Below are 14,892 nucleotides of genomic sequence, written 5' to 3' on the forward strand. Positions count from 1 at the left end.
TGCTGGACCGAAGTCTTACAAATGGGCAATCCGTAACCTACGTCACATGCTGCCAATTCTCGACGCCTCCTCGCCGGTTCTGCAGGCCATGTACCGCCGCATCGACAACGACCCGGACGGCGCGTGTCTGTCCGACGACTCCACTCGGTTGAGCAATGCCGAGTTCGGGCTCGAAGTCGACGCGGTTGCCGCCGAACTCGTCGACGCGGGGGTGGGAGCGGGTGATGTGGTTGCAGTCTTGCTTCCGAATCGCATCGACATCATCACCACGATGTTCGCGGCATGGGTGCTGGGAGCAACGTTGACCCCCGTCAATCCCGCACTCACCGACGACGAGGTGCGCTATCAACTCGAGGACTCGACCGCCCGCGTGCTCGTCGGTAGCGAGCGAGCCTGCACTCTCGGCCGCGCACAGGGTATTTCGTTCATCGACGTGGACTCCCGCGATCGTCGTCCCCACACGCCGCAGTTGGACGGCATGCATCGTGGAGCGGGGCCTGCCGACAGCTCGGCCCCTGCCTTGATCGTCTACACCTCGGGAACGACGGGGCGGCCGAAAGGCTGTGTGCTGACTCATCGCAACGTCGACCGGATGAGCGCCGCCATCGTGTCGGCCTGCGAACTGACCGAGGCCGATGCGAGCCTGTTGGTGCTTCCACTCTTCCACTGCAACGGACTCGTCGTCGGCTCGGTCGCTCCGCTACGAGCCGGCGGGCGTGTGCACATCGCGCCTCGTTTCTCGCCGGACACGTTCTGGCGCAACGTGGAGACTGTCCGGCCCACCTACTTCTCCGCAGTGCCCACCATGTACTCACTGCTTGCGGACCGTGGATCGACCGACCGCGACATCTCGTCGCTTCGATTCGTCATCTGTGGAGCAGCGCCCATGCCTGCCGGCCTGATCGCGTCGTTCGAATCGATCTTCGGCGTGCCGGTCGTCGAAGGGTACGGCCTGTCGGAATGTACTGTGGCGGCAACGATCAACCCGCCGAACGGGATTCGAAAGCCGGGCACGGTCGGCATCGCGCTACCCGGTATCGACATTGCGATCGATACACCCGACGGTCCGAGCTCCCTTCCTGGCCGGACCGGTGAAGTGTTGGTGAGCGGCGAGACGGTCATGCAGGGATATCTGGGTCTGCCGGACGTGACCGCTAAGACCATTCGAGAGGGGTGGTTGCACACCGGCGACATCGGAGTCCTCGACGAGGACGGCTATCTCGTCTTGGTGGATCGACTCAAGGACATGATCATTCGCGGCGGCGAGAACATCGCGCCGAGCGAAATCGAACATGTCCTGCAATCCCATCCCGACGTCCTGGAAGTGGCCGTCGTGGGCGAAGCGCATCCGGTCTACGGGGAGGTGCCCGTCGCGCACGTCGTTGCACGAGCCGGTCGCAGTATCTCGGTCGACGAGCTGGACGCGCACTGCGCGCGGAGCCTGGCCAAGTTCAAGCGACCGACTCGGACAGTCGTCCACGACGCTCTACCGAAGAACTCCGTCGGAAAGATCGTGAAGAAGGAGCTCGGCGCGTAGTCCGATCCGACCTGCCCTGTCGCTACCGGGTCAGGACGGTCGCGGTCACATGGACGAGGCCGCGAAGGTCAGGAACACGACGAACAATCCGATGCCACCGAGCGCCGCACCGATCACGGCGTCGCGACCGTTGGACGCGTCGCCCTCGACTGCGCGGCCGAGACCGATCCAGCCACTGACCACCGCGATCACTCCGGCCGGGATGGTCACGAAGTCTCCGACGAACGGCACGAATGCGCAGACGACCGCGATGATGCCCGCAATCAACGCCAGGTTTCCGGCACCGTCACGGAACATCGACCGAGAAGGGGACTTGCGCATCACCGGCACTCCTTCTCGCATGCAGTGCGGCAGCACCGCCCCGACCTGTTCTTCTGCAGGTAACCGGCAACGACGCCTCCATAGTAGAGACTCGATCATCTCTTCATCGGCGACGGTCAGTCGGATTTCATCGGAACGGGGTGGGAGTCGCGGCCAGTTGTATGCGCTGTGCCGTCGGGCAATCGCCGTCGAGCCTCGCACATGACCCGAATGGTCAGGGCGTGGGCGTGCTTCTGCGAACGCGGTAGTTGTGCCATGCCTGCGCCGCCAGAGGCATCCCGACAGCGCCGATGCAGACGACCGGCAACGCGAAAAACCACGGTACGGATGCGCTCTTCGCGGCCACTGCAACACCGAAGACGACCATCGGAAATCCGAAGGTGTCCAGTAGGTCTACCTGCCGGGGTTCGATCGGCGGCCGACCGTTCCAGGGAATTCGGCGGCCCGCGTTCTCGCACAGCGTTCGCCTCGTCGACGCAACGGTCAGCGCCGCGCCTATCGCTGTGGTGCATATCCCTGCGACAACCATCCATGACTGTCCGTCCTCGAACAGAATCGCGGTCAGAACAAGTCCTACAAGGACGATGCGCGCACCCCACACCTTCCATCGAGGTGCAGCTTCGCGCTCGTCCCGTTGCACGTCGACCGGCCGCATCGGCTGCAGGGGCTCCATGTCTCGACCCTCCCATACCGCGGCTCTTGACCGGTCCCTGCGACTCACCGTACCCTGACCGACAGTTGATATATCAGAAACGCAGCGGCCCGCCGAACCGAGGAATCGAAAGTATGACCACAGCGCTCAAGATCGACGGAACCGCGGTCAGCGCGATCGTCAAGGACGATCTGCGGTACCGCGTCGAACGGCTCGCCCAGCAGGGGATTCGGCCCGGCCTGGGCACGATTCTGGTGGGCGACGATCCGGGGAGCCGTTCCTATGTCGCGGCGAAGCATCGCGACTGCGCCGAGGTGGGACTGCATTCGATTCAGGTCCGGTTGCCTGCGTCCGCGAGTCAGCAGGAGATCGAAGATGCCGTGCACGCTCTCAACGAGGATCCCGAGTGCACCGGGTTCATCGTTCAGTTGCCGCTGCCCTCGCACATCGACACCCATCGGGTGATCGAGCTGATCGATCCTCGCAAGGATGCCGACGGGCTGCATCCGACCAATTTGGGTCGGCTCGTACTCGGCATGGACGGGCCGCTGCCCTGCACCCCACGCGGGATATTGGAACTGCTTCGGCACCACGATGTTCCGATCACCGGTGCTCGCTTCTGCATCATCGGATGTGGAATCACGGTGGGTCGTCCGCTCGGCTTGATGCTGACGCGTCGCAGCGAACACGCCACCGTGACGATGTGTCACGAGGCGACGGTGGACACCGCCGCGCACACTCGGGCCGCCGACGTGGTCATCGCGGCAGCGGGTGTTGCGCATCTGGTGCAACCGGACTGGATCAGTGCCGGGGCCACGGTGTTGTCGGTGGGAATCACCCGTACCGTCGAGGGCATTCTCGGCGACGTGCACCCCGGCGTCGAGCACATTGCGGGGCGGCTCAGTGGAGCGACCGGCGGGGTCGGGCCGATGACCAGGGCGATGCTGTTGACGAACGTGGTGGAGTGCGCGGAGGCCGCTCAGGCCGAGGGGATGAAGGACTCCCGGTAGCCCATCTTCTCGCTGATCTCGGCGGCGGCGGCCAGTACGTCGGGGACGATGGCCCGCATTCTGGTTTCGTCGAAGCGGTATACCGGTCCCGAGATGCTCAGCGCGGCGGTCGTCTTGCCGGTGTAGTCGAGAATCGGGGCTGCGATGGCGTTGAGTCCGGTCTCGAACTCTTCGACGACGACGGCATATCCGAGGGATACCGCGGCATCGAGTTCGGCAGTGAGACCGGCTTTGGTGGTGAGTGTGTGCTCGGTGTACCGGTGGAGGTCGAGTCCGTCCACGACGTCCTGACGCGTATCGGAGTCGAGGGCAGCCAGCAACACCTTGCCGCTCGCGGTGGCGTGCAGCGGTGTCTGCTCCCCGATCCAGTTGTGGGTTCCCACCGAACTCGGCCCGCGGGCCTGATCCAGGTGGACCGCTGTATTGGACCGCAGCACAGCGATATTGACCGTTTCGCCGAGCTTGCCGGCGAGGCGTTCACAGACCGCGTGGCCGTATTCGGTGATCTCCAGACGCTCGGGCACGGCCGCCGCGAGCCGGAGGACTCCGAGGCTGAGCCGGTACTTGCCGCGATTGTGCGTCTGCATCACCATGTCGTGTTCTTCGAGCGACGCCAGCAGCCTCGACACCGTGGATTTGTGCACACCGATCTCGGTGGCGATGGCGCTCACGCCGGCCTCTCCGAGCCGTGCCACGACCTCGAGCACCCGAAATGCGCGGTCGACGGACTGGACGCCACCCTCGGGGGCACGTGTCGAATCGTCGCTGGCCACCCCCGCGACTATACGTAACAGGCACTTGGCCGTGGTGTTGCCCCTCGGGGCGTGGCCCGAGCCGGCGATCTAGATGACGGCGCGCACCGCGTCGTCGAACTCGGTCACGTGTGCTCGGGCGATGGTCGCGGCCTTCTCGGCATCCCCGGCCGCGATGGCGCGCAGCAGCTCGGTGTGCGTTCCCACGTGGTCGGCCAGCGGAGGCAGACGATCCATGAACAACCAGAAGATTCGCGTCGCGAGATTGTTGTAGCGAATCAATGCGTCTTCGAGAACCGGGTTCGCCGCCAGCCGGTAGACGGTGCGATGCACTTCGGCATCCCAGTTGATCAGGTCGTGTTGGCTCGGCGGCGTCGCCTCGAACTTCTCGGTGCGGTCGGCCATGCCCAGCAGAACTTGGCGTTGGGTTGCGGTGGCCGCGGTGGCTGCCTTGGCGGCGGCAAGAGGCTCAAGCCGCTGGCGGATTTCGGAGATGTCGCCCAGATCGGCGACGTCGATGGCCGTGGCAAAAGTGCCGCGGCGGGCGTGCGAGATGACGAGGCGCTCGTACTCGAGCCGTTTGAGCGCTTCCCGTACCGGCGTGCGTCCTACCCCCAGCTCGGCGGACAACGCCGATTCGACGACGGCCTCACCCGGCTTGATGGTCAGCATGATCAGTTTGTCGCGGATAGCCGAGTAAGCGACGTCGGCCATCGTCGCTCCGGGTTCGCCCGGCACCCCCGACGATCCGGGGGCGCCCGGCGATGCGACCTCGACACTCATGGTTACCGATCCTATCGGCACCGAGTGCGGGGCAGCGTGCGGTCAGGCCTCGATGCGGTTCTTCAGCCAATCGTGGAAGATGCCGATGTGGTGTTCGCTGCCCACCAGCACTCCGCCGTCGCGGTACTTCCGTGAGCTCATGGCGGGCTGGCAGCGTTCGCACGCCTCGAAGTCCTGCAGATTGACGCGGTGGAACAACTCCACCGATTTCTGCAGATCCCGTCCCGATGCGACGACGCCGGGCAGGTACAGCCAATCGCATTCCACCAGAGTGCGATCGGCGGCAAGCGGATACATCCGATGGATGATCACGTGATCCGGGACGAGGTTGACGAACACCTGTGGCCGGACGGTGATGGCGTAGTAGCGCCGGTCCTGTTCGGGTGCGATTCCGGGAATGGAGTCGTGTCCCTCGGAACCGTCGAGCGTGAATCCCTTGACCGATTCCCCGAATTCGGCCCCGTGGCCCACGTAGTACTGGGCGGCGTAACCGTCGGCGAATTCGGGAAGTACCTCGGTGAGCTCGGGGTGAATGGTGGCGCAGTGGTAGCACTCCATGAAGTTCTCGATGATGAGCTTCCAGTTGGCCTTGACGTCGTAGCTCACGCGGCGGCCGAGACCGAGGTCTTCGATCTTGTAGCGGTCGATCGACTCGACGTCGCCGAGTCGATCACGGATGTCCTGCACCACAGTGGTGTCGAAGGAGGCCGGATTGTCGCTCAGATTGACCCAGACGTACCCGAGCCATTCCTCGACCGACACCGACGCCAGGCCGTAGCGAACCCGATCGATGTCGGGCATCTTGGTGAGATTCGGTGCTGCGATGAGCTTTCCGTCGAGATCGTAGGTCCAGGCGTGGTACGGACACTGGAACGATCGCTTGACTTCGCCCTTGTCCTCCATGCAGATTCGAGCACCGCGGTGCGCGCACACGTTCAGGTAGGCCTTGATCGCCCCGGTTCGGGTGCGCGTCACGATGACGCTTTCGCGGCCGATCTGCACGGTGCGGAAGGCACCGGGCTTGTCCAGATCGGCGGCACGGACCGCGCAGATCCACAGTTCCTCGAAGATCTTCTCCTGCTCGAGCTCGAAGATGGCCGGATCGGTGTAGTAGCGACCGGGCAGGGTGGAGATGAGGCTTTCGGGCAGGGGAAGCGAGGTTGCGGGCGGCGTGGTGTCGGGAATGGTGGTCAAGGGGTCCTCCGTACGTGGCCGATCTTGTGGATCGGTGACGAGACGTCAACTGGGGTAATGGAATACGACGGGTGGAGCAGCGGCCTGGGTGATTTCAGACCGCGCGAGCGGGAGCCGAGAGCTGTCGGCGCCAGCGGGTGAACAATCGAACTTGATTGACACCGAGTACACCGACCGGAAGTCCGTCGGATCGATACACGGCGAGGAAACTCCCGAGTTCGGGCGAACCCTCTTCGATGGTGCATTCACTGTCCGGTCCGGCGGTGCCGGCGAACTGAATACGTGACCCGTACTGGTCGGACCAGAAATACGGAGGTTTGACGTGTTGGCCGCCGTAACTGCCCGAGAGCAGGGTGGCCACTGCAACGGTGGGCCGTTCGGACGCCCCGGCCCAATGCTCGACGCGTCGGTGGACACCGGTCGAATCCAGCCATGCGGCGCAGTCGCCGACCGCGACCACTCCGGGTACGGCGGTCGCGCCGCCGCCGTCGCACAGGATTCCGTTGCCCAGCGCGAGTCCGCTGGTGCCGAGCCAGTCGATGTTCGGAATGCCGCCGATGCCGACAACCACGACGTCGGCGTCGAGGAGTCGGCCGTCCGCGAGGCGAACGCCTGTCACTCGGTCGGTGCCGGTCAGGCCGTCGACGGCGATTCCGCAGATCAACGTGGTGCCGTTGTCGCGGTGCAGATTTCCCACCGCGCTACCCAATCGTGCACCGAGTGGCCCGGCGAGCGGTGACGGGGCGGCTTCGACGACGGTGACCTCGAGTCCCAACTTCCTTGCGGTGGAGGCTACTTCGGCTCCGATGAAGCCTGCGCCGATGACGACGAGACGTGCGCCGGGCGTGAGATCTGCACGCAGCCGGTCGGCGTCGTCGATCGTACGCAATACGTGCACACCGGCGAGGTGATCGGTACCGGGAAGCGATCGCGCGCGTGAGCCGGTGGCGAGGACGACGCCGTCGGAGGTCAGCTCGGCACCGTCGTCGAGGGTGACGGTGCGACGCGATGGATCGAGGGCGGTGGCCGTGCGGCCCAGAATCCAGGTGGCGTCGAGGTTTTCGTCGTCGGGTTCGAGGGCGAGAGTGCTCACGTCCACGTCGCCGGCGAGGTATTCCTTCGACAGGGGAGGGCGGTCGTAGGGTCGATGGCTCTCGGCACCGACGATGGTGACCGAGCCTTCGAACCCAGCGGCCCGTAGTGCACGCGCGGAGCACAGGCCTGCCAGGGAGGCTCCGACGATGGTGACGCTCTTCATGAATGTCCCTCGGCGGCCAACCGGCTGCGAACGTCGGGCGGAAGATTGGGGGCCGCGGTGCTCAGCTCGACGTAGACGACGCCGTCCTCGACGACGACGGTGTGCGTGCGGACAGGCAACTTGGCGGGCGGAGCGTCGACAGCACCGGTACGCAGGTCGAAGGTGGACGCGTGGAGTGGGCATTCGACCGCGCACCCTTCGAGCCAGCCGTCGGCGAGCGACGCGTCCTGATGCGTACAGGTGTCATCGATCGCGAACAGCTCACCGTCCTCGGTGTGGAACACCGCCACCGGAGGGGTGGTGTCGACGCGCAGAGCTTCGCCGCCGGGGAGATCGGCCAAGGAACACACCTTGAGCATTCGGATCCTTTCTGTATCGCTATGCGGAACACGTCTTACTTCCCGCAACAACAGTGTGAACATCGCCACAAGAGTGTGTCAATAGGTGACGGCACTTTTCATACACGCGAAACACGACGTAACCGGAACCGGACAAACCACGCGTTGTACCAGCTGAGCAGGTGGTTAGCCCGTGCAATGACATGCGTAGCCGGTGCCTCATCCGCCCGACTCGATGATGCCCCCGACGCCGGAAGACGTCGAGGGCACCATGAAACAAAACGCTACCAACGGGTAAAAAGGTCCACTTTGATATATCAGAGGTGGCGAGCCGCAGCGCACGGGCTCGAGTCACCGGAAGCGGCCACCTTCTCGATTCGCAACTGCCCGCTCACAGGACCACCACCGAACGCAGCACCGTGCCCTGATGCATCTTCTCGAACGCCGCCTCGATATCACCGAGACCGATCCGTTCGGTCACGAACTTCTCGAGCGGCAACCGACCCTGCTCGTACAGATCGACCAACATCGGAAAATCCCGCTCCGGCAGGCAATCGCCGTACCACGACGACTTCAACGACCCACCCCGGGAGAAGAAATCGATCAACGGCATCTCCACCGTCATCTCTGGGGTCGGCACACCCACCAACACCACCGTCCCGGCGAGATCGCGGGCATAGAACGCCTGCTTCCACGTCTCCGGACGCCCGACGGCATCGATGACCACATCCGCCCCGAACCCACCCGTCAACTCCTGGATGGCCTCGACCGCATCGACCTGCGAGGCATCGACGGTGTGGGTGGCCCCGAGTTCGAGGGCCCAGTCGAGTTTTTTCTTGTCGCGGTCGACGGCGATGATCGTCGACGCCCCCGCCAGGCGGGCTCCGGCGATCGCGGCATCGCCGACACCGCCGCACCCGATCACGGCGACGGAATCCCCGCGGGAAACGTTCCCGGTGTTCATCGCCGCACCCAACCCGGCCATCACCCCGCACCCGAGCAACCCGACGACCGCCGGATCGGACTCCGGGTCGACTTTGGTGCACTGTCCTTCGTGGACGAGGGTCTTGTCGGCGAACGCCCCGATCCCCAACGCCGGAGAGAGTTCGGTGCCGTCGGCGAGAGTCATCTTCTGCGACGCATTGTGGGTGTCGAAGCAATACCAGGGGGTGCCCTTCTTGCAGGCTCGGCATTCCCCGCACACCGCCCGCCAGTTCAACACCACGACATCACCGACCTCGACATGAGTGACCGCATCGCCGATGGTTTCGACGGTGCCCGCGGCTTCGTGGCCGAGCAGGAACGGGAACTCGTCGTTGATGCCGCCCTCGCGGTAATGCAGATCGGTATGACACACCCCGCACGCGGCGATGGTGACCACGACATCGTTCGGGCCGGGATCGGGAACGGTGATCGTCTCGATCGAGACGGGCTCGCCTTTGCTTTTGGCGACGACGGCGCGGACCTGCTGCGGCATGGTTGGTACTCCTGAGTGAGGTGAAGGAGCGGCGTTCGAGGCCGCCGGCGGTGGTGGAATCGGCTTAATATATCAGTTACCGGGCAGTATCGAATGTTAAAAGCGAGTATCGAATTCGGACAACTTTTGGCATATGTACTCGCATAGTTGCTGTTCAGGGACGTTGTCCGTTTCGAAAAACCGTGATGAACGCGTCGAAATGACCAGCCATCTATTGACATAGCCCCTGGGTCGGCTCAGTCTTGTTCGAGTCCAAACAAATCGTAGTTGCGCAGAGAGCAACGAGTCGCGCACCTATCCGACCACCCACGCTGCGTGCACGGGCGACACACCTATTCGGCGAGAGCCGGAGGGAGAACGATGTGACAACGAACAGCAAACCCCGGGGCGACAAAACTCGCGTCGCTGCACCCGAGAAACATGCCCCTCATCATTACGGCCCCCTCGAGGTCTACCACCACGGAGAGGAGGGCAAGCCGCGCACCGACAAGGTGGTGTTCGGTATCACCGCCGCCATCGTGATCGCGATTCTGGCGTGGGGCATCCTCGGCACCGAGAACATGAAGTCCGTCAACGCGTCGGTACTCGACTGGGTCGTGACCAACGTCGGCTGGCTGTTCATCTTCTCGGCCACCGGATTCGTGATCTTCGCGCTGTGGCTCGCACTCAGTCGATACGGGAAGATTCCGCTCGGCAAAGACGGTGAGAAGCCCGAATTCAACACCGTCAGCTGGATCGCGATGATGTTCAGCGCCGGCATGGGAATCGGCTTGATCTTCTGGGGAGTGGCCGAGCCCCTCACTCACTTCGTCACCCCTCCGCCCGGAATCACCGATTCCACTGTGGGAACGGCACTCTCGACGGCCATCTTCCACTGGGGACTGCACCCCTGGTCGATGTACGCGGTGGTCGGATTGTCCATCGCCTACGGCACCTACCGGATGGGCCGCAAGCAGCTCATCAGCTCCTCGTTCATCCCCCTGATCGGTCGCCGCGCCGAAGGCCCCATCGGCAAGGTCATCGACATTCTGGCGATCTTCGCCACGATGTTCGGCACCGCGGCATCCCTCGGCCTCGGCGCACTCCAGATCGGTTCCGGTATCGAGGTTCTCGGCTGGGTCAACCAAGCGGGGACGCTTCTGCTCGTGGCTGTCGTCGCCATCCTGACACTTGCGTTCGTGGCCTCGGCAGTGTCCGGGGTTTCCAAGGGAATTCAGTGGCTGTCGAACATCAACATGGTGCTGGCTCTGGTGCTTGCGATCTTCGTGTTCGTCGCGGGCCCCACGGTCCTGATCCTGAATCTGCTGCCCACCACTCTCGGTGACTACGCCGCGCACATCGCCGGCATGTCGGCGCGGTCGGCGGCATCCGGTGGTCCCGAGACCGAGTCCTGGCTCTCGTCCTGGACGATCTTCTACTGGGCCTGGTGGATCTCGTGGACCCCCTTCGTCGGTATGTTCCTCGCTCGCATCAGTCGTGGCCGTACCATCCGCCAGTTCGTCATCGGCGTCATTCTCATCCCTACGTCGGTGAGCTTGGTCTGGTTCTCGATCTTCGGTGGAGCGGCAATCGGCGAGCAGCAGAAGGGAACCGAGGATCTGGTGGCCCTCGGTAAGCCGGAATCGCAGCTGTTCGCGGTTCTCGACCACTTCCCATTGGCCGGCATCTCGTCGGTGTTGGTGATGGTCTTGGTGGGCATCTTCTTCGTCAGTGGTGCCGACGCTGCCTCGATCGTGATGGGCACCCTGTCGCAACGCGGCACCCTGGATCCGTCGCGTGGGGTCGTCGCCTTCTGGGGTGTCGTCACCGGCGGCATCGCGATCCTGATGCTGTGGACGGGAGGTTCGGACGCCCTCAACGGGTTGCAGACGATGACCATCATCGTGGCGGCACCGTTCGTACTGGTGATGATCGGTACGTGTGTCTCGCTGTACAAGGACGTCACGAACGATCCGTTCATCGTCAAGAACCCCAAGGCCCCGCCGAAAGTCAAGGCCGGCAAGTGAAGTGAGCGATGGTGCGGGACGCGAAACTATGCGTCCCGCACCATCGGTATTTCGGGGGTTGACCACATCCATCCCTGCCCATACTCTTGATATATCAATCTCTGGTTAGTTGTCGTGCAGGCCGTGGACCGCTTCGGCCGAGCTCCATCTCTCCACCCCGATACGGAAGGACCACCATGGGTTCACCGAGAGTTGTCATCATCGGCGCCGGCATAGTCGGTACCAACGTGGCCGACGAGCTCACCGCACGCGGTTGGGATCGCATCACCGTGCTGGATCAGGGGCCGCTCCCTCTCACGGGTGGATCCACCTCGCACGCACCGGGTCTGGTGTTCCAGACCAATGCATCCAAGACCATGACCGAACTCGCCCGATACACGGTCGAGAAGTTCATGGGCCTCGAGGTGGACGGGCAGTGGTGCTTCAATCAGCTCGGCGGCCTCGAAGTGGCCACCACCGAGGAGCGACTGGCCGACCTGCATCGCAAGCAGGGCTGGGCCACGTCCTGGGGCATCGAAGGATCGGTCATCGACCCGTCCGAATGCGCCAAACTGCATCCGCTGATCGACCGTTCGCGGGTTCTCGGCGGTCTGTACGTCGAGACCGACGGTCTTGCCAAAGCGTCCCGTGCCGTCGTGGCACTGACCCGTCGCGCAGAATCGCGCGGAGCCGTGTTCCGTGGTTCCACCAAGGTCATCGGTATCGAACAGACGGGTGGCCGCGTCACCGGTGTGGCAACCGACAACGGCGTCATCGAGGCCGACATCGTGGTGTCCTGCGCCGGCTTCTGGGGCCCCGATGTGGGCGAACTGGTCGGCATGAAGGTGCCGCTGCTGCCCTTGGCGCACCAGTACGCCAAGACCGATCAGATCCCGGAACTCGTGGGACGCAACACCGAAGCGGCCGAGGCCGGCATGCCCATCCTGCGTCACCAGGATCAGGACCTGTACTTCCGCGAGCACGTCGACCGTCTCGGCATCGGAACCTACGCGCACCGCCCGATGCCCGTCGACACCAAGACCCTGCCCGGCGGAGACGGTGTGTCCGACGAGGCGATGCCGTCCATGCTCGACTTCACGCAGGAGGACTTCGCGCCGTCGTGGGAGCAGTCCAAGCTGCTGTTGCCGTGCCTCGAGACCGCCAAGATCCACCACGGCTTCAACGGAGTCTTCTCGTTCACCCCCGACGGTGGACCGCTGCTCGGTGAGTCTCCGGACGTCAAGGGCTTCTGGATCGCCGAGGCCGTGTGGGTGACGCATTCGGCCGGAGTCGGCCGGGCCATCGCACAGTTGCTGGTCGACGGACGCTCCGAGGTCGAGCTGCACGGATGCGACGTCAACCGCTTCGAGGATTTCCAGCTCGATCCCTCGTACGTCAGCGAAACCTCGCAGCAGAACTTCGTCGAGATCTACGACGTGCTGCATCCCTCGCAGCCGCGGTTGTCCCCGCGTGACGTTCGGGTCAGTCCCTTCAATGCGCGGCAGCATCAACTCGGTGCCGTGTTCCTCGAAGGCGGCGGGTGGGAACGCCCGCACTGGTACGAGGCCAATGCCGATCTGGTGCAACAGCTTCCCGTCGAGTGGCAGCCGCCCGAGCGCGACGAGTGGGCGTCGATGTTCCATTCGCCCATTGCCGCGGCCGAGGCGTGGAAGACCCGTACGTCCGTCGCCATGTACGACATGACCCCGCTCAAGCGTCTGCGCGTACGCGGACCCGGTGCGCTGGCACTGTTGGAGGGATTGACGTCCGGCAAGATGGACAAGTCCGTCGGGGCCGTCACGTACACGCTGGCTCTCGACGAGAAGGGCGGCGTCCGAAGCGATCTCACCGTGGCGCGGTTGTCCGCCGACGAGTTCCAGGTCGGAGCCAACGGCAACCTCGACTTCGACTACCTTCGCCGCGAAGCACCGAGCGACGGCAGCGTCACCGTCGACGACATCACCGGATCCACGTGCTGCATCGGTCTGTGGGGTCCGCACGCCCGCGAGGTCGTCGAAAAGCTCACCCAGGACGACTTCTCGAACGAGAACTTCAAGTACTTCCGCTGCAAGCAGGTTCGCATCGGGGGAGTGCCCGTCACGGCGATGCGGTTGTCGTACGTGGGCGAGCTCGGGTGGGAGCTGTACACCACTGCCGATTACGGGCAGCGACTGTGGGACATGTTGTGGCAGGCCGGTTCCGAGTTCGGCATCATCGCCGGCGGGCGCGCTGCGTTCAACAGCCTGCGCATGGAGAAGGGCTACCGGTCGTGGGGATCGGACATGACCACCGAGCACAATCCCTACGAGGCAGGCCTCGGCTTCGCGGTACGCCCGCAGAAGGGCGAATTCCGCGGGCGCGACGCCGTACTCGAGATGTCCGACGACACCGTCTCGAAGAAGCTGGTCTGCTTGAAGATCGACGACGGCACGTCGGTGGTACTCGGCCACGAGCCCGTCCTGGTGGACGGTGAACCCGCTGGCTACGTCACCAGCGCCTCGTTCGGTCACACCGTCGGTGCGCCGATCGCCTACGCCTGGGTTCCTGCCGGTAGCGCAGAACCCGGTGCAGCAGTGCAGATTCGATACTTCGATCGGCTCGTGTCCGCCACCGTCGTGGCCGAGCCTCTCGTCGACCCCGAGATGGCCAAGATCCGCAGCTGACGACCCACCAGTACCAGGAGATTCGATGACCGAGAACTTCACCCTCACGCTCAGCTGCGGACAGCGGCCGGGCATCGTCCGGGCCGTCAGTGCATTCCTCTTCGACAACGACTGCGACATCGCCGAACACCAACAGTTCGACGACTCCACGGACGGCTCGTTCTTTCTTCGCACCTCGTTCGTGGCCAGCGGTGCCACCGACATCGAGAAGCTGACGGACAGCTTCCGCGAGGTGGCCGATCGATTCGCGATGACGTACACCTTCAACGGCTGCAGCCAGCCGCGCGTGCTCGTCATGGTGTCCAAGATGGGGCACTGCCTCAACGACCTCATCTTCCGTTGGCGCTCACAGAATCTCGGCGGCGAACTGGTGGCCGTGGTGAGCAATCACGAGGTGCTGCGGCCGATGGCCGAGGCTGCCGGGCTGCCGTTCGTCCACGTTCCCGTCACCCCGGGCACCAAGGCCGAGGCCGAGCAACGCCTGCTCGACCTCGTCGCCGAGTACGAGGTGGACCTGGTGGTACTGGCCCGCTACATGCAGGTGCTCTCCGACGAGACGTGTCGAGCGCTGCACGGCAAGGCGATCAACATCCACCACTCGTTCCTGCCCGGCTTCAAGGGCGCAAAGCCCTACCACCAGGCATTCGACCGGGGCGTCAAGCAGGTCGGAGCGACGGCGCACTACGTCACCCCCGACCTGGACGAGGGCCCGATCATCGAGCAGCAGGTCATTCGTATCGACCACACTCACGACCCTTCTCGTCTGGCCACCGTCGGTCAGGACGCCGAGGCCCTCGCACTCTCGCGGGCGGTGCGCTGGCATTGCGAGAATCGCGTTCTGCTGCACGGACACCGGACGGTCATCTTCAGCTGAGCCGACACACGACGAGGGGCCCGTACCGAATCGGTACGGGCCCCTCGT

General features: G+C 64.2%; 13 protein-coding genes. 5 read left to right on the top strand and 8 right to left on the bottom strand.

Going from position 1 to position 14,892, the window contains the following annotated elements; all coding sequences use genetic code 11:
* Positions 1-46 precede the first annotated feature (46 nt).
* Positions 47-1,537 carry a class I adenylate-forming enzyme family protein gene (locus CH268_RS11970; protein WP_094664225.1) on the top strand — a complete coding sequence of 497 codons (1,491 nt, stop codon included), beginning with the start codon at positions 47-49 and terminating at the stop codon, positions 1,535-1,537.
* 45 nt (positions 1,538-1,582) lie between these two features.
* Here CH268_RS11970 and CH268_RS11975 read toward each other — a convergent pair whose 3' ends face one another.
* The gene (locus CH268_RS11975) at positions 1,583-1,858 is read right to left on the bottom strand and encodes a hypothetical protein (protein ID WP_094664355.1); all 276 of its coding nucleotides are present in this window, start codon (positions 1,856-1,858) and stop codon (positions 1,583-1,585) included.
* Positions 1,859-2,072: 214 nt separating this feature from the next.
* Positions 2,073-2,531 (bottom strand): hypothetical protein, encoded by a 459-nt coding sequence (locus CH268_RS11980; protein ID WP_053068770.1) that lies wholly within the window; start codon positions 2,529-2,531, stop codon positions 2,073-2,075.
* Positions 2,532-2,644: 113 nt separating this feature from the next.
* On the opposite strand from CH268_RS11980, the gene CH268_RS11985 reads away from it, so the two are divergent.
* Positions 2,645-3,520 carry a bifunctional methylenetetrahydrofolate dehydrogenase/methenyltetrahydrofolate cyclohydrolase gene (locus CH268_RS11985; protein WP_032382947.1) on the top strand — a complete coding sequence of 292 codons (876 nt, stop codon included), beginning with the start codon at positions 2,645-2,647 and terminating at the stop codon, positions 3,518-3,520.
* On the opposite strand, the gene CH268_RS11990 is transcribed toward CH268_RS11985, so the two are convergent.
* The 6 genes from CH268_RS11990 to CH268_RS12015 all read right to left on the bottom strand — a co-directional run bounded on the left by CH268_RS11990 (position 3,490) and on the right by CH268_RS12015 (position 9,322).
* Positions 3,490-4,293, bottom strand: a complete 804-nt coding sequence (locus tag CH268_RS11990; RefSeq protein ID WP_027494743.1) for an IclR family transcriptional regulator — start codon at positions 4,291-4,293, stop codon at positions 3,490-3,492. The genes CH268_RS11985 and CH268_RS11990 overlap by 31 nt on opposite strands.
* A gap of 69 nt (positions 4,294-4,362) precedes the next feature.
* Positions 4,363-5,055 carry a GntR family transcriptional regulator gene (locus tag CH268_RS11995; protein ID WP_201010485.1) on the bottom strand — a complete coding sequence of 231 codons (693 nt, stop codon included), beginning with the start codon at positions 5,053-5,055 and terminating at the stop codon, positions 4,363-4,365.
* Between the two features lie 42 nt (positions 5,056-5,097).
* Positions 5,098-6,249 carry an aromatic ring-hydroxylating oxygenase subunit alpha gene (locus tag CH268_RS12000; RefSeq protein WP_027494741.1) on the bottom strand — a complete coding sequence of 384 codons (1,152 nt, stop codon included), beginning with the start codon at positions 6,247-6,249 and terminating at the stop codon, positions 5,098-5,100.
* A 94-nt stretch (positions 6,250-6,343) separates the two neighbouring features.
* Positions 6,344-7,507 carry an NAD(P)/FAD-dependent oxidoreductase gene (locus CH268_RS12005; protein WP_176457926.1) on the bottom strand — a complete coding sequence of 388 codons (1,164 nt, stop codon included), beginning with the start codon at positions 7,505-7,507 and terminating at the stop codon, positions 6,344-6,346.
* On the bottom strand, positions 7,504-7,866 hold the full coding sequence (locus CH268_RS12010) for a bifunctional 3-phenylpropionate/cinnamic acid dioxygenase ferredoxin subunit (RefSeq protein WP_027494739.1): 363 nt from the start codon (positions 7,864-7,866) through the stop codon (positions 7,504-7,506). Before CH268_RS12010 ends, CH268_RS12005 begins: the two co-directional genes overlap by 4 nt.
* Positions 7,867-8,236: 370 nt before the next feature.
* Positions 8,237-9,322, bottom strand: a complete 1,086-nt coding sequence (locus CH268_RS12015) for an S-(hydroxymethyl)mycothiol dehydrogenase (protein ID WP_094664227.1) — start codon at positions 9,320-9,322, stop codon at positions 8,237-8,239.
* 362 nt (positions 9,323-9,684) lie between these two features.
* Between CH268_RS12015 and CH268_RS12020 the strand changes: the two genes are divergently transcribed.
* The 3 genes from CH268_RS12020 to purU all read left to right on the top strand — a co-directional run bounded on the left by CH268_RS12020 (position 9,685) and on the right by purU (position 14,844).
* Positions 9,685-11,328 carry a BCCT family transporter gene (locus CH268_RS12020; protein WP_080729038.1) on the top strand — a complete coding sequence of 548 codons (1,644 nt, stop codon included), beginning with the start codon at positions 9,685-9,687 and terminating at the stop codon, positions 11,326-11,328.
* Between the two features lie 176 nt (positions 11,329-11,504).
* A complete protein-coding gene (locus CH268_RS12025) occupies positions 11,505-13,970 on the top strand; it encodes a GcvT family protein (RefSeq protein ID WP_094664229.1) in 2,466 nt (821 codons plus the stop codon).
* Positions 13,971-13,995: 25 nt separating this feature from the next.
* Positions 13,996-14,844, top strand: a complete 849-nt coding sequence (gene purU, locus CH268_RS12030; RefSeq protein ID WP_032367897.1) for a formyltetrahydrofolate deformylase — start codon at positions 13,996-13,998, stop codon at positions 14,842-14,844.
* Positions 14,845-14,892 lie beyond the last annotated feature (48 nt).

The sequence above is a fragment of the Rhodococcus sp. 06-1460-1B genome (assembly GCF_002258475.1).
GTDB classification, from domain to species: domain Bacteria; phylum Actinomycetota; class Actinomycetes; order Mycobacteriales; family Mycobacteriaceae; genus Rhodococcoides; species Rhodococcoides fascians.